General features: G+C 41.2%; 17 protein-coding genes. 4 read left to right on the top strand and 13 right to left on the bottom strand.

What is annotated here, in order from left to right; translation table 11 throughout:
* Positions 1–52: 52 nt before the first annotated feature.
* Genes BFM96_RS04270 through BFM96_RS04260 form a run of 3 tightly spaced genes read right to left on the bottom strand, consistent with a single transcriptional unit; the run spans position 53 to position 3,292 of the window.
* Positions 53–2,386, bottom strand: a complete 2,334-nt coding sequence (locus BFM96_RS04270; protein WP_068990756.1) for an endonuclease MutS2 — start codon at positions 2,384–2,386, stop codon at positions 53–55.
* Positions 2,387–2,441: 55 nt separating this feature from the next.
* Positions 2,442–2,990: a CvpA family protein gene (locus BFM96_RS04265; RefSeq protein ID WP_068990752.1), complete on the bottom strand. Its 549-nt coding sequence runs from the start codon at positions 2,988–2,990 to the stop codon at positions 2,442–2,444.
* Positions 2,987–3,292, bottom strand: coding sequence for a hypothetical protein (locus BFM96_RS04260; protein WP_068990751.1), 306 nt, complete (start codon positions 3,290–3,292; stop codon positions 2,987–2,989). The genes BFM96_RS04265 and BFM96_RS04260 overlap by 4 nt, the downstream gene beginning before the upstream one ends.
* 98 nt (positions 3,293–3,390) lie before the next feature.
* On the opposite strand from BFM96_RS04260, the gene rnhC reads away from it, so the two are divergent.
* The 3 genes from rnhC (at position 3,391) to recD2 (ending at position 7,384) form a co-directional block, all read left to right on the top strand.
* Entirely contained in the window at positions 3,391–4,281 is an 891-nt protein-coding gene (gene rnhC, locus BFM96_RS04255) for a ribonuclease HIII (RefSeq protein WP_068990747.1), read from the top strand.
* Between the two features lie 3 nt (positions 4,282–4,284).
* On the top strand, positions 4,285–4,908 hold the full coding sequence (gene lepB / locus BFM96_RS04250; protein ID WP_068990745.1) for a signal peptidase I: 624 nt from the start codon (positions 4,285–4,287) through the stop codon (positions 4,906–4,908).
* Between the two features lie 82 nt (positions 4,909–4,990).
* On the top strand, positions 4,991–7,384 hold the full coding sequence (gene recD2 / locus BFM96_RS04245) for an SF1B family DNA helicase RecD2 (RefSeq protein ID WP_068990743.1): 2,394 nt from the start codon (positions 4,991–4,993) through the stop codon (positions 7,382–7,384).
* A 198-nt stretch (positions 7,385–7,582) separates the two neighbouring features.
* On the opposite strand, the gene BFM96_RS04240 is transcribed toward recD2, so the two are convergent.
* The 10 genes from BFM96_RS04240 to BFM96_RS04195 all read right to left on the bottom strand — a co-directional run bounded on the left by BFM96_RS04240 (position 7,583) and on the right by BFM96_RS04195 (position 13,997).
* Positions 7,583–8,773: an acetate kinase gene (locus BFM96_RS04240; RefSeq protein ID WP_068990741.1), complete on the bottom strand. Its 1,191-nt coding sequence runs from the start codon at positions 8,771–8,773 to the stop codon at positions 7,583–7,585.
* A gap of 58 nt (positions 8,774–8,831) precedes the next feature.
* Entirely contained in the window at positions 8,832–9,779 is a 948-nt protein-coding gene (locus BFM96_RS04235) for a class I SAM-dependent methyltransferase (protein WP_068990737.1), read from the bottom strand.
* Positions 9,780–9,822: 43 nt separating this feature from the next.
* Positions 9,823–10,287 carry a competence type IV pilus minor pilin ComGG gene (gene comGG, locus BFM96_RS04230; RefSeq protein WP_068990735.1) on the bottom strand — a complete coding sequence of 155 codons (465 nt, stop codon included), beginning with the start codon at positions 10,285–10,287 and terminating at the stop codon, positions 9,823–9,825.
* Complete coding sequence (comGF, locus tag BFM96_RS04225; protein ID WP_145939743.1) at positions 10,259–10,717, bottom strand: competence type IV pilus minor pilin ComGF; 459 nt, start codon at positions 10,715–10,717, stop codon at positions 10,259–10,261. Before comGF ends, comGG begins: the two co-directional genes overlap by 29 nt.
* Positions 10,683–10,973, bottom strand: coding sequence for a competence type IV pilus minor pilin ComGE (comGE, locus tag BFM96_RS04220; RefSeq protein WP_068990728.1), 291 nt, complete (start codon positions 10,971–10,973; stop codon positions 10,683–10,685). The genes comGF and comGE overlap by 35 nt, the downstream gene beginning before the upstream one ends.
* Complete coding sequence (gene comGD / locus BFM96_RS04215; RefSeq protein WP_068990726.1) at positions 10,945–11,322, bottom strand: competence type IV pilus minor pilin ComGD; 378 nt, start codon at positions 11,320–11,322, stop codon at positions 10,945–10,947. The genes comGE and comGD overlap by 29 nt, the downstream gene beginning before the upstream one ends.
* Positions 11,323–11,332: 10 nt before the next feature.
* On the bottom strand, positions 11,333–11,653 hold the full coding sequence (gene comGC / locus BFM96_RS04210) for a competence type IV pilus major pilin ComGC (RefSeq protein ID WP_068994166.1): 321 nt from the start codon (positions 11,651–11,653) through the stop codon (positions 11,333–11,335).
* An 11-nt stretch (positions 11,654–11,664) separates the two neighbouring features.
* Positions 11,665–12,708 carry a competence type IV pilus assembly protein ComGB gene (gene comGB / locus BFM96_RS04205; RefSeq protein WP_068994164.1) on the bottom strand — a complete coding sequence of 348 codons (1,044 nt, stop codon included), beginning with the start codon at positions 12,706–12,708 and terminating at the stop codon, positions 11,665–11,667.
* Positions 12,629–13,570 (bottom strand): competence type IV pilus ATPase ComGA, encoded by a 942-nt coding sequence (gene comGA, locus BFM96_RS04200; protein WP_068990723.1) that lies wholly within the window; start codon positions 13,568–13,570, stop codon positions 12,629–12,631. The genes comGB and comGA overlap by 80 nt, the downstream gene beginning before the upstream one ends.
* 61 nt (positions 13,571–13,631) lie before the next feature.
* Positions 13,632–13,997: a DUF1033 family protein gene (locus tag BFM96_RS04195; RefSeq protein WP_068990721.1), complete on the bottom strand. Its 366-nt coding sequence runs from the start codon at positions 13,995–13,997 to the stop codon at positions 13,632–13,634.
* 200 nt (positions 13,998–14,197) lie between these two features.
* On the opposite strand from BFM96_RS04195, the gene BFM96_RS04190 reads away from it, so the two are divergent.
* A complete protein-coding gene (locus BFM96_RS04190; protein ID WP_083201742.1) occupies positions 14,198–16,567 on the top strand; it encodes a bifunctional 2',3'-cyclic-nucleotide 2'-phosphodiesterase/3'-nucleotidase in 2,370 nt (789 codons plus the stop codon).
* The last annotated feature ends 21 nt before the right edge of the window (positions 16,568–16,588 follow it).

Below are 16,588 nucleotides of genomic sequence, written 5' to 3'. Positions count from 1 at the left end.
TGAGAGAAGATATCCTAACCTTGTTTCCTACGATCGAGTAGCGAAGAGAATTCTACTTAAACACTACAATCGTACAGCCCGATCCTCCCGCACTCTGCGGTGCATACCCAAATTCTTTAATGTGTTTGTTGCGGCGAAGGTACTTGGTAACACCTTCACGAATGACACCTGTTCCGATACCATGGATAATATCCACTTGTGCCATATTGTTCAGTAAGGCTTGATCAATAAATTCATCCAATTCTTGCATGGCCTCTTCATAACGTTTGCCACGTAAATCCAAACGGGCACTCGGACCTCTGCCACTCGCACGTTTCACCACATTCACCTGTTTTTTCTTTGGTGTTTCTTCCTTTTCTACTTTTACAAGATCAAACTCTTTCTCCTCCAAAGTCATCTTAATAAGTCCAACTTGTGCTTCCCAACGGCCATCTTTTAGCTGTTTAACAAGACTACCACGCTGACCATAACTCGTGACAATAATCGCGTCACCAATCCTTGGTTGACGTTTTTTCTTGGCTTGCTTTAACACCTTATTTTTTGATAAGTCCACCACTTCTGGTGCTAGCTGTTTTAACTGTTTTTTAGCTTCGATAATTTCATGGGGTTTGAGGCTTGCTTTCTGGTGAAGAGTTTGCAAAATACTATCACTCTCAACCAAAGCCATATCCACAATTTCTTTGGCTTCTAAGCGAGCTTTGTTGAGCTCTGTTTCTTTTTCTCGATGGAGCTCATGGTAGAGTTTTTTGAGTACACGATTGAATTTGAGATTGTCTTGCTCGACTTCACGGATATGCTCTAATCGTTTGCGACTTTCCAAGGTTTGCTCTTCTAGCTGCTCAATAATACGATTCACATCGTTATCGGTATCTGTTAACTCCTCAGCTTCTCGGACAATAATATCCATCAACCCTAAGCGTCTAGCAATTTCAAAGGCATTGGAACGACCCGGAACTCCCTGCATAAATCGATATGTAGGCCGCAGACTATTGGTGTCAAACTCCATACTAGCATTTTGCACTCCTTTAGTTTCAATTCCGTAAGCCTTCAACTCTGAATAATGAGTGGTTGCCATCGTTTTAATCCCTCGAAGACGCAAATCTTCCAAAATAGCAATTGCAAGGGCAGCTCCTTCTTGCGGATCTGTCCCTGCCCCTAATTCATCAAAGAGCACCAAAGATTGCTCATCCACGCGCTCCAAAATAGAGACGATGTTGGTCATGTGACTAGAAAAAGTTGACAAGCTTTGCTCAATTGATTGCTCATCCCCAATATCAGCAAACACTTGACGAAAAAGTCCAATACGACTTCCCTTCTCTGCTAAGATTGGCAAACCTGCCTGTCCCATCAGTTGAGCTAAGCCAAGGGTTTTTAGCATGATGGTCTTACCACCCGTGTTAGGCCCTGTGATTACAAGGGCGGATAAATCGTCTCCAAAATATAGATCATTTGCAACCGCATTTTCGACCAAAGGATGCCGAACATTGAGGAGCTGGACGTTTTGCTCTTTAGATAATGTCGGTACCACAGCCCGATAGTCTTGCAAAAATCGAACCTTGGCACTTGTCAAATCTAAGTGCCCAATAATCCAAGCATTGTTTGCAATTTCTCTTGCTTGGGGACGAATCATAGCGGATAGTTCTTCTAAAATTCGTAAAATTTCGTAACGTTCATCTGCCTTATGACTGGCGATTTCCTCATTAAGATTCACCACGGCTCGAGGCTCGATGTAAACCGTATTTCCACTCGCTGAAATATCATGAACAACTCCTGAAATTCGGTTGCGGTAGGTGTTTTTGACTGGCAATACATTCCTACCATTTCGACTGGCAACGACTTGGTCTGCTAGCATATCTCCTTTATTTTTGAGAATATCCTGCAAAATCTCCCGTACTTGATGTTCCTTTTCTTGAATATTTCTCCGAATTCGTGCTAGATTTTCGCTGGCGAAACTCTCTACAAAGCCACCGTCATTGATGGCCTGTAAACTCCCTTGTAATGCGGGAAAATCAACTAAATTCTCAAATAAACGTGCCAAGCGTTCCAAGCGAACATTTTCTAATTCAGCATAAAAGTCCACCAAGTCATGACTAACCATCAATACTCGCTTGAGTACCAAAAATTCCTCAATGTTCAAATCACTCTCTAATTCCAAGCGTTTGACAATGGCTGTAATGTCCTTTGTGGCTCCCAGAGAAAAATGAGGCTCTTCTACAAAAATAGCCTGCATTTCCTGCATTTCTAAAAAGGCTGTTTCAATCTTGTCAGCCTTATCTGTCGGCACAAGCTCCGCCAACTCCTTTTGCCCCTGCTCTGTCACTAAGTAGGGAGTGAATAAAGCCTTGACTTTTTGAAATTCCAAGGTTTCTAATATCTTCTGATTCATCTTTTTTCCTCTTTATGTAAAGAAACTCAGCTAGCTGGCCAACTGAGTTTATCTCTTATCCAATAATCTTTGTCACCCAAAGGTTTTTTAATAGGCTGGTCGTAATCGGCACGTGATTGACTAAAAAACGAACCAAGCCACTATTATTCAAGTGGGTTTGTACCAAGTCCATAGGGATTGTCGCTAAAACGGTCAACATCATTTGCAAGCCAAACAGGGTTACAAACACAGAACAAAGACCTGCTGCCACATTATAGGTTCGCTCATCCAAGTACCGCAATGGTAGTAAATGCAAGAAAATACCTACAAAACGTCCCAAGCTATATACTATTGTATATAGTATTAAAAAGGCCAAACCCGCATAGAATACCTGATCCAACTCAAAAATCTGTTGACTGGAAAAGAAATACGTCGTCGCTCCATTTTGAGGATTGGCATACGGAACCAAGAGACTGATTTGTTGTGCAAACGATCTATAAAGTTGGCTGGCGATGACGCCTGCAAGAACTGCCATAAAGGTGTAGAAACCCTGCAAGATTAGACCGCGGCTATAACCGATATAAAAACTCCAAGCTAGGATTAAAACTAAAACGATGGAAATCATTTACTCTCCTCATCTTCGAGTGCTTCTTTCTGAGCCTTTTCTACAACTTTTTTCCGCAAACTCTCTAATTCCTGCTCCATATCATCGACAGCAATCTCCCGTTCTAATTGAGTTGCCAGTGTGTTCACCGCTAATAAAATCGCCAGAGTTTCATCATCAGCAGTTGGCATACTTTCCTTGATCGCTGCATATTTCTCCCGTGCGACTTTTTCGACCTCTTCCATAAACAAATTCTCGTGTTCAGTTGTTAGGGTTAAGCTTTTCTTTCCAAATGTAAATTTGTATCGATTTAGATTTGCCATAAATTTCACCTCAAGATATTATACCAAAAAGACAAGATTTTGTCAGTTTTTATAGTATTTTCAGTGTTTTTTATGGGTTTTATGATATAATAAATGCCATGGATAGTATTAGCCTTACTCCTAGCGAGACAACAATCCAAGACTTTGTAAAGAAATACAAGGATCAGTTGTCTCCTAGCAACAATCAATATATACGTTATTTTTTTAGATTACAGCAAGCAACTGTTTCTATCTATACTTCTGGAAAGGTCCTCATTCAAGGTGGTCGTGCTCAAGAGGTCGCTAAAAGTTTTGGCTACCAGGCTTCTGGGCAAAAAGACAGAGATTCGAGACAAGATTTACCCTTGATTGGAACAGACGAAGTTGGAAATGGTTCCTACTTTGGAGGTATCGCCGTTGTTGCTTCCTTTGTCACTCCTGACCAGCACGAATTTTTAAAAAAGCTAGGAGTAGGAGATTCAAAGACCCTAACCGATTCAAAAATTCGGCAATTAGCACCGCTCTTAAAGGAAAAAATCCAGCACCAAGCCCTGCTACTCAGTCCTAAAAAATACAACGAAGTCATTGATTCTGGCTACAATGCCGTTTCTGTCAAGGTTGCTCTCCACAATCAAGCTATTTACCTCCTGCTCAAGCAAGGTGTGACCCCACAAAAAATTGTGATTGATGCCTTTACCAGTTTAAAAAATTATCAAAACTACCTTCAAAACGAACGCAATCACTTTGCTAATCCAATCAGCTTGGAAGAAAAGGCCGAGGGCAAATATTTGGCAGTCGCTGTTAGCTCCATTTTAGCCAGAGATTTATTTTTAGAAAATCTGGAGCAACTCAGTCAAGAGTTCGGCTATCCCTTGCCAAGTGGGGCTGGTAGTAAGTCAGACCAGGTCGGAAAGAAAGTCCTTGCTGCTTGCGGTATGAACGGTTTGCAGCAAACTGCTAAACTACACTTTAAAAATACAGAAAAAATTAAACAGTTACTAGAAAGGTAAGCTATGAGAAGACAAAATCGAAAACAAGGGGCTTTTGCCCGCTTTATAGCAGAATGGGGGCTCTTTAGCCTGACCATGGCTCTAGGTTATCTATCCATCATTTTTGTTTGGAATCTCGTTGTGGTCGATGGTCACTCTATGGACCCAACGCTTGCTGATAAAGAACGCCTGGTGATTGTCAAGGTAACGCCGATTGACCGCTTTGATATTGTCGTTGCAAAAGAAACAGATGACGACGGCAAAGAAAAGCAAATTGTCAAGCGGGTAATTGGTATGCCTGGAGATACAATTCGCTATGAGAACGACCAGCTCTACATTAACGGTGAAAAAACGGATGAACCTTACCTAACAGACTATATGGAAAAATTCAAGGACGATCGCTTGCAAAGTACCTACTCCTATAATAGTTTCTTCCAGCGTTTGGCTCAAAACGTTCAAGCCTTTACAGTTGATAAAGAGGGCAATCCTAACTTCACGATTGAAGTCCCTCAAGGGGAATATTTACTGTTAGGAGATGACCGAATTGTCTCAAAAGATAGTCGTCAGGTCGGAACCTTCAAAGCAGAACAAATCCAAGGCGAGGCCAAGGTTCGTTTCTGGCCATTCAAGCGAATTGGCACCTTTTAACAAACCACACCAAGAAAGGGGTGGGACAGAGCCCGTGTGACTCCTGTCTCATTCCTTCTTTTTTATCAGAAGAGAGGAAGATATGGAACTGTATATTTCAGGAACCATTGAACGCATTATTTTTGAAAATCCAAGTAATTTTTTTCGGATTTTACTTCTTGAAATTGAGGAAACCAACAGTGAATTGGATGAGCCAGAAATCATTGTCACAGGGACCATGGCCGATGTTCTAGAAGGGGAAGAGTACACCTTTTGGGGCGATTTAGTGCAACATCCAAAATATGGTCAGCAATTAAAACTCAGTCGTTATGAACGTGCAAAGCCTAGCCAAAAAGGCTTGGTCAACTATTTTTCGAGCAATCATTTCAAAGGAATTGGCCTTAAAACAGCTCAAAAAATCGTCGATTTATACGGGGATAATACTATTGATAAAATCCTCGCTGAACCTGAGAGATTAAAGACAATCACAGGACTATCGGCTGTCAATCGTGAAGCCTTTGTCAGCAAACTCCGTCAAAATTATGGAACAGAACTTATCCTCGCTAAACTCGCCAACTATGGCATTCCTAATAAACTGGCCTTCCAAATCCAAGATTTCTACAAGGAAGAAACCATGGACATCGTGGAAGAATATCCTTATCAATTGGTGGAAGATATTCAAGGGATTGGGTTTAAAATTGCCGATCAGCTGGCGGAGAAACTCGGGATTGAAAGCGATGCTCCAGAACGATTTCGAGCGGGACTTATCCATACCTTGCTTAGCCTTTCCATGGAAACTGGGAATACCTACATCGAAGCTAGACAATTACTAGAAGCTACCATTACCCTGCTCGAAAGTGCAAGACAGATTGAGCTAGATCCTAGCCAAGTCGCCAATCAATTAGCCAGCCTTATCGAAGAAGACAAGGTTCAAAATGTAGGCACGAAGATTTTTGACAATAGTCTTTACTTTGCCGAGGAAGGCATTCGCAGTCATCTGACACGGATTTTAGAAAAAGGAAAAAACGAGCAATTTCAGCAAGCAACGATTGATGAGGCAATCAGGCAAGTCGAGGAAAGTACCCAGATTAGCTATGATGCCATACAAAAGCAAGCCATCTGCGATGCCATTCAAAACAAGGTCTTTATTCTTACCGGAGGACCAGGGACAGGAAAAACAACCGTTATCAACGGGATTATCGCTGTCTACGCCCAGCTCCACAAGATTAACCTAGCTAAAGATGAACTCCCTATTCTCCTTGCGGCACCAACTGGTCGCGCTGCCAGACGCATGAATGAATTAACAGGTCTTCCAAGTGCAACCATTCATCGGCATTTGGGCATGACTGGAGATGATGATACCAGCCACTTGGATGACTACCTAGATGCTGACTTTATCATCGTCGATGAATTTTCCATGGTGGATACTTGGCTAGCTAATCAGCTGTTCAGTAACATTTCAACCAATAGTAAGATTTTAATTGTCGGAGATAGTGACCAGCTTCCTTCGGTCAGTCCTGGACAAGTCTTGGCTGATTTGTTGCAAGTGCCAACTATTCCACAAACTAGGCTTCAAAAAATCTATCGACAAGGTGAGGATTCTACGATTGTTACACTTGCTAGTCAAATACGAGACGGAGCCCTGCCTCTTGATTTTAGGGAGAAAAAGGCCGATCGTTCTTATTTTGAAGCAAGGGGCGAACATATTCCTGCCATGATTGAGAAAATCTCCGCAGCAGCCATTCGTAGCGGGATCGCACCATCAGATGTCCAAGTCCTTGCCCCCATGTATCGGGGACAGGCTGGAATTGACCAAATCAACCAACTCATGCAAAATCTTCTCAATCCTGTGGAAAAAGATGAACTTATTTTTGAAAATCTTGAACAAAGTTATCGAATGGGCGATCGAGTTATTCATTTGGTGAACGATGCAGAAAGTAATGTCTTTAACGGAGATTTGGGGTACATTACTGACCTTATCCCAGCTAAGTATAGCGACTCCAAACAAGATGAAATAACCATGAACTTTGATGGCAATGAAATTACCTACCAGCGGAGCGAGTGGTACAAGATTCGCCTAGCCTATGCGATGAGTATCCACAAATCCCAAGGCAGTGAGTTTCCTGTCGTTATCCTCCCCATTACCCTAGGAAGCAGGCGGATGCTCCAACGCAATCTCATCTATACCGCTATTACACGTTCCAAAAGTAAGTTAATCCTCCTAGGAGAGTATGCTGCTTTTGACTATGCGACTAAAAACACAGGAACTACTCGAAATACCTATCTCATCGAACGATTTGACGATGACCAAGCAAGGTTATCCACAGAAGTTGTGCAGAACCTTGTGGAAAATGTGGAAAAATCTGTTGAAAAGTCTGCTATTCCAGTGGAAAACTTTCTTTTGTCTGAAGAAAATATCCTCTCCATCGACCCAATGATTGGACTGACTGAAGAAGATATTCAAGCATTTTTCAGCCCTCTAAAGCAAGAGAAATAAAGGAATGTCAAGAGTTAGTCACTAGCTTAGCTAACGATTAGGAGAATACATTATGAAACAATTCATTAGACCTATCCGTTTTCATATCCTATTCGATGTTCTATTTAGTATGCTCTCAAATATTGCATTAGCCTTAATACTCTAGATTTAATTGAAAATAAAAATAGGTTAGAAACTTCCAACCTATTTTTTGTTTTTTTATTTTTTCAAACGTTCGACATCACGTGCAATCACCAACTCTTCGTCTGTTGGGATAACTAGGACTTTTACCTTCGCATCGGAACTTGAAATTACACCTTCTGCTCCTCGAACATTTTTTTCTGGTAAGATGTCACAACCAAACCAAGACAAGCCTTCAATTACAGCCGCACGAACAAGGTCTGAGTTTTCCCCAATGCCTGCTGTAAAGACAATGGCATCTGCTCCATTTAACACAGCAAAGTACTGACCGATATATTTTTGAATACGATCTACGAACATATCAAAAGCAAGTGTCGCATCCTTGTTCCCAGCCTGCATAGCACTTTCAATATCTCGCATGTCACTAGATTGACCAGATATCCCCAAGAGACCAGATTCACGATTCAAGACACGGCTAATATCAGCTGGTGTTTTCAAATCGTCTGTATGCTCCATTAAGTACGGGATAATCGCCGCATCAATATCCCCTGTCCGCGTTCCCATCATAAGACCTGCAAGCGGGGTGAATCCCATAGAGGTATCCACAGATTGTCCACCATTCACAGCTGTAATCGAACCACCATTTCCGATATGGGCAGTGATAATCTTCAACTCTTCTACTGGGCGACCAAGATGTTTAGCAGCTTCTTGAGCTACATATTGATGGCTAGTTCCGTGGGCACCATATTTACGAACTTGATTTTCTGTGTAATACTTGGTTGGTAATGGATAACGATACGCTTTCTCCGGCATCGTCGTATGGAAAGAGGTATCAAAGACCGCTACACTAGTAATATCAGGAAGCAATTCTTTGAAAGCACGAATACCATCTGCATTTGCTCCATTGTGAAGTGGAGCCAGAAGCTTCAAGTCCTCAATTTTTTGCAGAACTTCATCATCGACTACGGTTGATTCTTTGAAGAATTCTCCACCTGCAACCACACGGTGCCCAACACCTGTGATTTCGTCATAGGCTGTAATAATTTCAAAACGAATCAAATCATCCAATAAAATTTTTACCGCTTGTGTATGATTAGCGATGTCCAACACCTGCTTCTCAGCACGACCATCAAATTTTACAGTTGAAATAGAATCTGGCAAACCAATACGCTCAATCAATCCTTTTGCAAGGACTGTTTCTTCTGGCATAGCATAGAGTTGCCATTTCAAACTTGAACTTCCAGCATTGATTGCAATTGTTTTTGACATAATGTTCCCCTTTGGTATTAAGCGTTTTCATATAGTATATCAAAATTTTGCTTAAATTTCACTTTCTTTGAACCCATTTTTGAAAATTTTCTCTAAATTGCATCATTTCTTCTCGATTTTGTAAATCTGTTAATGGATAAACAAACGGGTTCTCGATAGCTTCATGCTGTTTTTGTAGAATAAAAATGCTTTTCGCATGCTGACTGTGACCAAAAAGGCTTTCTGGTAGGCTAATCATCGCTAAAACTTGGGCTTCTTGCTGTAACCAAGCCTTGAGCAGATGACTTTGCGGACTAGTCAACAAGTTATTCGGTGCTAAAAAGAAGGCATAACCATCTCTTTTAAGGTATTTGAGAGATTGCTCCATCAGCAAATGATGGGCATAGGTATGCTCCTCTTGAGCTGCGACCTGGTAGCGATTCGCAATCTGATCATCTGGGTAAAATCCAACAGGCAAATCACTAAGGATAAGGTCACTTTCTTTTAGGACTTGGGGGCGAACAGCATCCCCTTGCACAAAGCTCACTTCTGCTTTCATCACTTCTGCCATACTAGCGGACAAATCAATTAGTAAATCATCCACTTCCATCCCTAGGTAATTGAGAGTTTTCTGGCTGTGATTGAGCAGAGTTTGAGTTAGATTGCCCAGACCACTCCCAATTTCAAGTACATCGACTTGCTGAGAAGGCACTAGACTATCTACTAAAAAGCTTAACAGTAGACCAATGGAATCTGGCGTAAACTGGTGATTGGCCTGTAAGGGTTCCGTCTGTGCGGCTTTCATCAAGAGAAATTGAAAAGCTCTGCGCCATTCTTCCTTATTCAAGTTTAGATTTTTCAGGAGTTGGTTATTTCTTTTCACACTTTCGACATCCGTCTCACCATCCAAGTAAATCCCATTTTGCTCCACAAAAGCATCATAAAAGCTAGTTGATAGGGTTGTTTGCAAGGTTTGGACATTTTCTAGTAGCAGGTAATAGGCCTGCTCAATAGTTTCAAAATTCATAGTTTCCTCCGCTCCCTATCATATCAAAAATCAATTGATTTGGCTATTCTGACCTCGGGCTACGAGAGGGAGATGGCTCACTTTCCTTAACCTGCTGTTCATGTTCACGGTCTACATCTTCGTTCTCAGAAGTCTTTGTCTGCTCTTTTTTGTCTGAGGGATTTTTCTTGTCTTTCTTTTCTTGCTCTTCTTTTTCTTTTTGAGCAAAAGAAAACTGATAGCGACGACCTGAAGCCAGCTGGCTTGTCACACTCATCTTGTCCTTTTCCTTTTGATAGCTCGCTTGTCCATCCTTAAACTGGAGATGACCTGTATGTTCTTTTCCCTCATCTTTTGCTAAAACAGCCATGGCATACGCTTTTGTTCGCTCATGACTGAGCAGAAAATGGTGCCGGCTTGCCACTTCACGATTGAGGTAAAATTGCAAAACTAAGCTAAAAACAGCTGCCATAAAGAGTGCATAAAGAAGAACGCCTGCCTTAACCTTTTTCTTCCACACGATACACATACTCCCTTTCCAGTCCTTTTTCAAATTGCAGATGGATATGAATCAATGACTCTTCCTTCGTAATTTGTGCCTCTTTCAGACCATAAAGCATCGGTTGATAGCCACGGCCACTCGAATCTGTCTTGCGAAAATCATCCTTATTAGACTTGCCAAAAGCAATCCCTTTGCCACCTTGGGTTACATATAGTTTACCATTTTCAACCTTGTCAAACTGACTTCGGCTGAGTTCAGCATCTAACTGATCCGCAAAAAGCAACCATTCCTTGATGTCATTATTTTTCTGTGCCTGAACTTCAGACGCAAGGAGTTGGGCCATGGACTGAAAAAGGAGGACACTACCGCTGATAACTAGAAGGGAAACCAAAGCTTCTAGGAGCGTGAAAGCTCGTAACTTCTTATTTTTCCACACGGATGATTTCCTCCTTTCCATGATAGACGACAAGAAGCTGGGCTGATTTTTCCACATGGATATCCACCTCATTCACTGTCAAATCACTTTTATCTGTCTGTAAGGCCATTTTTGCTGCACGTAGGACTTCTTCTGCTGCTAATTGCTGGGCTTGTTCCTTTCTAGAATCATGGATATGCCCCAGCAAAAATGTTGCAATAAACGCAAAGACACTAAAGGCAAGGAGAGCCTCCAATAAAATGCTCCCCTCAACTGCTTGTTTTCTTAATTTTTCCATTGCCGATATATAATTGATAACTAACTGTTTCATCCTTCGTTTGAAAAACAATCTTGCTCAGCGAAGAATTCCCACCCGCTCGGTCAAAATGCAAAACTTGGTAATCTGGAGCCTGCACCGAACTTGGAATAGCTAGCTGACGGTAGCCATTTGAAATTCTCCCTTGCTCAATCGTTACATCCAGTTTTTCCTGCGAGGAAGCACTTAACTGCTGACTTTCGCGGTAGAAATTCTCAAATTCTAAGAAGAAAATCTGATTCTGTACCTTTTCAAACGAGGCATGCACCGAGTTTGATAACAGTAAGAGTACAAAACTAGTAATGAAGAGGGTGAGTAAACTTTCTAACATGGTAAATCCTTTAATCACTAATCACACGACCTTGTTCAACTTTTCCGGAAGCAATCACTTTTTGATAAGATTTGACTTGATTGTCAGATATTTGACCTTGTTCCTTTAATTTCCCTAGAGTTGCCGTTTCTCCTGGATGGTTCAACTCATACAATTCTGCTTGACTTTCAACCACCTTAACGACTGCTGCATTGCCTTTTTCTGCCACCAAGTCTTTTTGCTGAGTTAAATTAGGAACAAAAAGGAGCATGAGCACGCTAATAATCAAAAGAACCACGAGCATTTCTACCAATGTAAATGCTTTTACCTGTGCTTGTTTCATCTTTTTCATTCTATTTTTCATTAGATTTGAACCTCCATATTTTCATAAATTGGTAATAACATCGCTGCATAGAGCATAACAATCATAAGGGCAACAAAGACAAAGACCAAGGGCTGAACCAAATTCATCGCTCGATTGACCCGCGTGAAAAATTCCTCCCACGTCTTTTCAGCATAGACCTCTAACTCTCTCCCTAAGCGGGATTTTACTTCTCCGTATTCGATAATAAGGCCTAATTCCTTTTTGAAAAAGGGATAATCCTGCACTTTTTGAGAGAATCCCTGTCCATTTTGCAGAGCCAATTCCAAATCTCCTCCAATTTCTTGAAAAAGCTTAGAGGGCTGCTCCTGCATCATCTGGAAAATCTGACCGAGCTCCAAGCCCTGTCCAATCATATTTCCCCATTCTCTAGCGTAGTAGGCTGTTAGATAAATGCTAATGTACGGCCCCAAAATGGGAATGTTAGCCAGGAAAGAAAAGAGCTTGAGTTTAGCTGTTTTGCGGACATACACGAGAAAGGCTAGTACGCTTAGCGATAGGAACAGTACAATCCCTAGAAAAATCTGGGGCAAATGACTGATGATCTGAGTTGCTAGATTACTACTGTCCATCTGGGGCAAAAGATAATTCCGCAACCCCAGCATAATCAAGACTAAAAATCCCAAAAGCAAAAGAGGATAGGTGGCCACTTCAATCAGTTTCTTTCTAACCTTAGAAAGATTTTCCAGATACTCTTCAATCTTGACCATACTCAGCGTTACATTTCCATGAAACTCAGCCAAGGATAGCTGGGTCACAATAGCATCTGAAAACCCTAAACACCCCATAATTTTTGAAAAAGGTTGACCTGTGGATAAGCCATCTCTCATCGTATCCACATAGACAGACTCTAACAACGCACTTCTACCTAGAAAATTTACCGTCTCTGCCAAATGAAAACCACTTGAAAAGAGATTATTAAACAGTTCAATGACCTTTTTCTGCTTATTGATGGATAATTTTTTCGCTTTCCGCTTGTTCAAAACTGATATGTCCTGCTGCAAAAAGCTGATCAATTTGCGCATTCCAGACTTCTGGCTGGTGCTCTTGATAGTGTTGGTTTGCAAAATCGACTAGGCCTCCTCCCTTGATCAATCGTTGATAACATACGCCTTGTAGCACAATCCGCAGTTCATCCTCGCTCACACCCAACTCGAGCAAACGTTCATACACCCCACGGATGCTCTTAGCGTGAATGGTTGAAAAAACAGTTGCTCCCGTCAAGCTTGCTCTGACAACTGCCCGTGCCGTTTCAGCATCTCGAATTTCCCCAATGATGAGCAAGTCTGGCCGATGGCGTAAGGATAGCTTGATGAGATTTTCATAGGTCAAGCCAATCGCTTCATTGAGTTGGAGCTGGAGCATCGTATCCTGCTTAATTTCCACAGGATCTTCGATAGACATAATCTGTTGCCCTTTAAAACGCATCTGTGCCAAATAGTGCATTAAAGTCGTTTTCCCACTTCCTACCGGTCCCGAAAAAAGATAGAGGCCACGTTGTTTCACAATCTTGCTCACTTCTTTCAAATCCGCAAACCAAAAGTGAAGTTGGGATTTTTTATCATGAAGCAAGCGAATCACAAGACTCTCTAGACCTCGATAATCTCCAACTGTGGATAAACGTAGAGATACTTCCTCTTGTCCACAAGGATAATCACAGGAGCCCAACTGACTGCGACGTTTTTCTCCAACATTCATCCCCGCTCTATACTTAAAATGGCTGATGACTGCTGCAAATTTTTCAAAATCATATTGCCCAATCAATCGGCGTTCATCGCCAATTCGCATATAGAGTTCATAACAATCCTCTTTTGGGATAAAGTAAATATCCTGAGCTACTTTTTCTCTAGCCTGCTTGATAATCTCTTGTGCAATTTCTTGAACCATACGCCCTCCTTACCTAACTATTCGCAAGGAAATTAAAAAATGCCAGCAAAACTGACATTTTTTAATTATTTCTTGTTTGGCAACTTCGATGTTTTTCTAAAGCATTTTGCTTATTGTATCCTGGACGAAGCTTGCTCTGGGGGATGACCTTATCGTTTTCTAAAAGCATTAAGGAATGATACTGCTGCACATATTCTCCGCATTCTTCACACCAACGCTCATCTTCTGGATTCCAAAAAGCTGTCATCAAATCACTTCGACTGCGATAAAATGGAGAGGCTTCCGCCAAATCAGCCCAATGGTGCTTGTAGTGCTTAAGTGCAACATAATAATCGTCAAACGTCCATGTTTTGACAATGTCATCTTTCCAACCATCTAGGAACCACCAAGGCTCATAATCTCCATACATCTCTACTACACAATACATATACTCTCACTTCCTTGTAAGCCTATTATACTGAAAATTGACAAAATTTCAAAAAGATTTGTTTGGGATTTTTCAGACAACTTGAATTTACGAACATTATTTTCTTGAAAATGAATTATTTTTCGTTTATTTTTCAGAAAATGTTGATAAATCCGTTTTCATTTTATATAATGTAATTATCTAATTTTAAGGAGAGAGTTATGAAGCAAAAATTTATGTTACAAAGTACTTTGGCTTTGACAGCCTTTGCAGCCGTATTTACCCAGCAACAACTAACTTATGCGAATGAACAAGAACAACCTATCACTATAGGTGCTGGGCAACATACTCCAATCACACTAGACGCACCAAATATAGACAATCCTGCCGCTCCTACCATTACAAATGTCAATACTAGCGATGTAAAACCAATTGAAGGACAAACTGTTGATGTTCGAATCCTAGCTACAACAGACCTTCACACCAATCTAGTCAACTATGATTACTACCAAGATAAGCCTGTTGAAACCTTGGGACTTGCCAAAACAGCCCTCTTGATTGAGGAAGCTAAAAAGGAAAATCCAAATACCGTCTTGGTAGATAACGGAGACACTATCCAAGGAACTCCTCTTGGAACCTATAAATCTATTGTTAAGCCGATTGAAAATGGCGAAGAGCATCCTATGTATGTCGCCTTAAATGCTCTAGGCTATGATATTGGAACACTAGGCAATCATGAATTCAACTATGGTTTAGATTATCTTAACAAAGTGATTGCAAGTGCAAAAATGCCCATCGTCAATGCTAATGTCCTAGATGCTCAGACAGGGGAATTTATCTATGAACCTTATAAAATCTTAGAAAAGGCTTTTATCGATACAGAAGGTCGCAAAACTCTAGTAAAAATCGGGGTAACAGGGATTGTTCCTCCGCAAATCATGCTCTGGGACAAGGCAAATTTAGAAGGAAAAGTCATCGTCCGTGACGCTGTAGATGCTGTAAAAGATATGATACCTGTCCTACGTAAGGCGGGAGCAGACATTGTCCTCGTCCTTTCTCACTCGGGAATCGGGGATGATATTTATGAACATGGTGAAGAAAATGTCGGCTACCAAATCGCTAGCTTGCCTGGAGTTGATGCAGTGGTAACAGGTCATTCCCATGCAGAATTTCCAAGTGGCAACGGTAGCGGTTTTTATGAGAAGTACAAGGGTGTCGATGGCATTGAAGGAAAAATCAATGGAACACCAGTCACTATGGCAGGAAAATACGGTGACCATCTTGGGATTATTGACCTCAATTTAACCTACACAGCTGGGAAATGGAATGTCAATACCAGTAAGGGACAAATCCGCAAGATTGATACTAAATCAGCAGCTGCAGATAAGACCATTCTTGATTTAGCTAAAGAAGCACACGAAGGAACAGTCACCTACGTTCGCCAACAAGTCGGTACAACTACTGCTCCAATTACCAGCTACTTTGCCTTGGTGAAAGACGATCCGTCTGTTCAAATCGTTAATAACGCTCAACTTTGGTATGCAAAACAAGAACTCGCTGGAACTCCAGAAGCTAATTTGCCACTCCTTTCAGCTGCTGCTCCCTTCAAAGCAGGTACTCGAAATGATCCAACTGCTTATACCAATATTCCAGCCGGTCCGATTGCAATTAAAAACGTGGCAGATCTCTATCTCTACGATAATGTTACAGCAATTGTAAAGGTAACAGGTGCTCAATTGAAAGAATGGCTAGAGATGTCTGCCGGTCAATTTAACACCATTGATCCACATGCTACGCAGCCTCAAAATTTGATCAATACAGAATACCGCACTTATAATTTTGATGTCATTGATGGCGTAACCTATCGAATTGATGTTACTCAACCAAATAAATATGATCGCAATGGAAAAATAGTCCATGAGACTGCCAATCGGATTGTCAACTTGGAATACCAAGGAAAAGCTATTGATCCAAATCAAGAATTTATCGTTGTTACCAACAACTATCGCTCTAACGGAACCTTCCCAGGTGTCAAAGACGCGAGTCTCAAACGCCTATTGAATTTGGAAAATCGTCAAGCTATCATCAATTATATCCTCGCACAAAAAGAAATCAATCCTCGTGCTAATCAAAACTGGTACTTTGCTGATACCATCAAAGGGCTAGATCTACGCTTTATGACTGCAAATTCTGCCAAAGAATTCAGTAGCAATCTTGAAGATGTCAGCTATCTTGAACCTTCAAGTATCGAAGGTTTTGGTACGTATCGCTTCACTTATGTAGAACCGACTATACAAGTAGAAGAACCAAATCTTCCTCCACTCGCACCAACAACTCCAATCATTGAAAAAGAAATCAAGGAAGAAATTTCTCTACCAAATGGTCAAAAAGTGACGCTCCCTGTAAGCAAGATTGTTCAACCGCAAAGCAAAACCAGTCTGCCTGCAACGAGCATTTCTAAGAATTCTCGCTCAGACAAAGGAAAACTTCCAAATACAGGTACTTCCACTTCTCCTTTAGGATTATTCGGTCTGGCAACACTTGCTCTAGCAAGTCTCGGCTTGAAAAAAGGCAACCACTCTAAAGACTAATATCTACTAGATATACCACAA

This window comes from Streptococcus himalayensis (assembly GCF_001708305.1).
Lineage (GTDB): Bacteria > Bacillota > Bacilli > Lactobacillales > Streptococcaceae > Streptococcus > Streptococcus himalayensis.
This window is presented reverse-complemented; position numbering and strand designations above follow the sequence as displayed.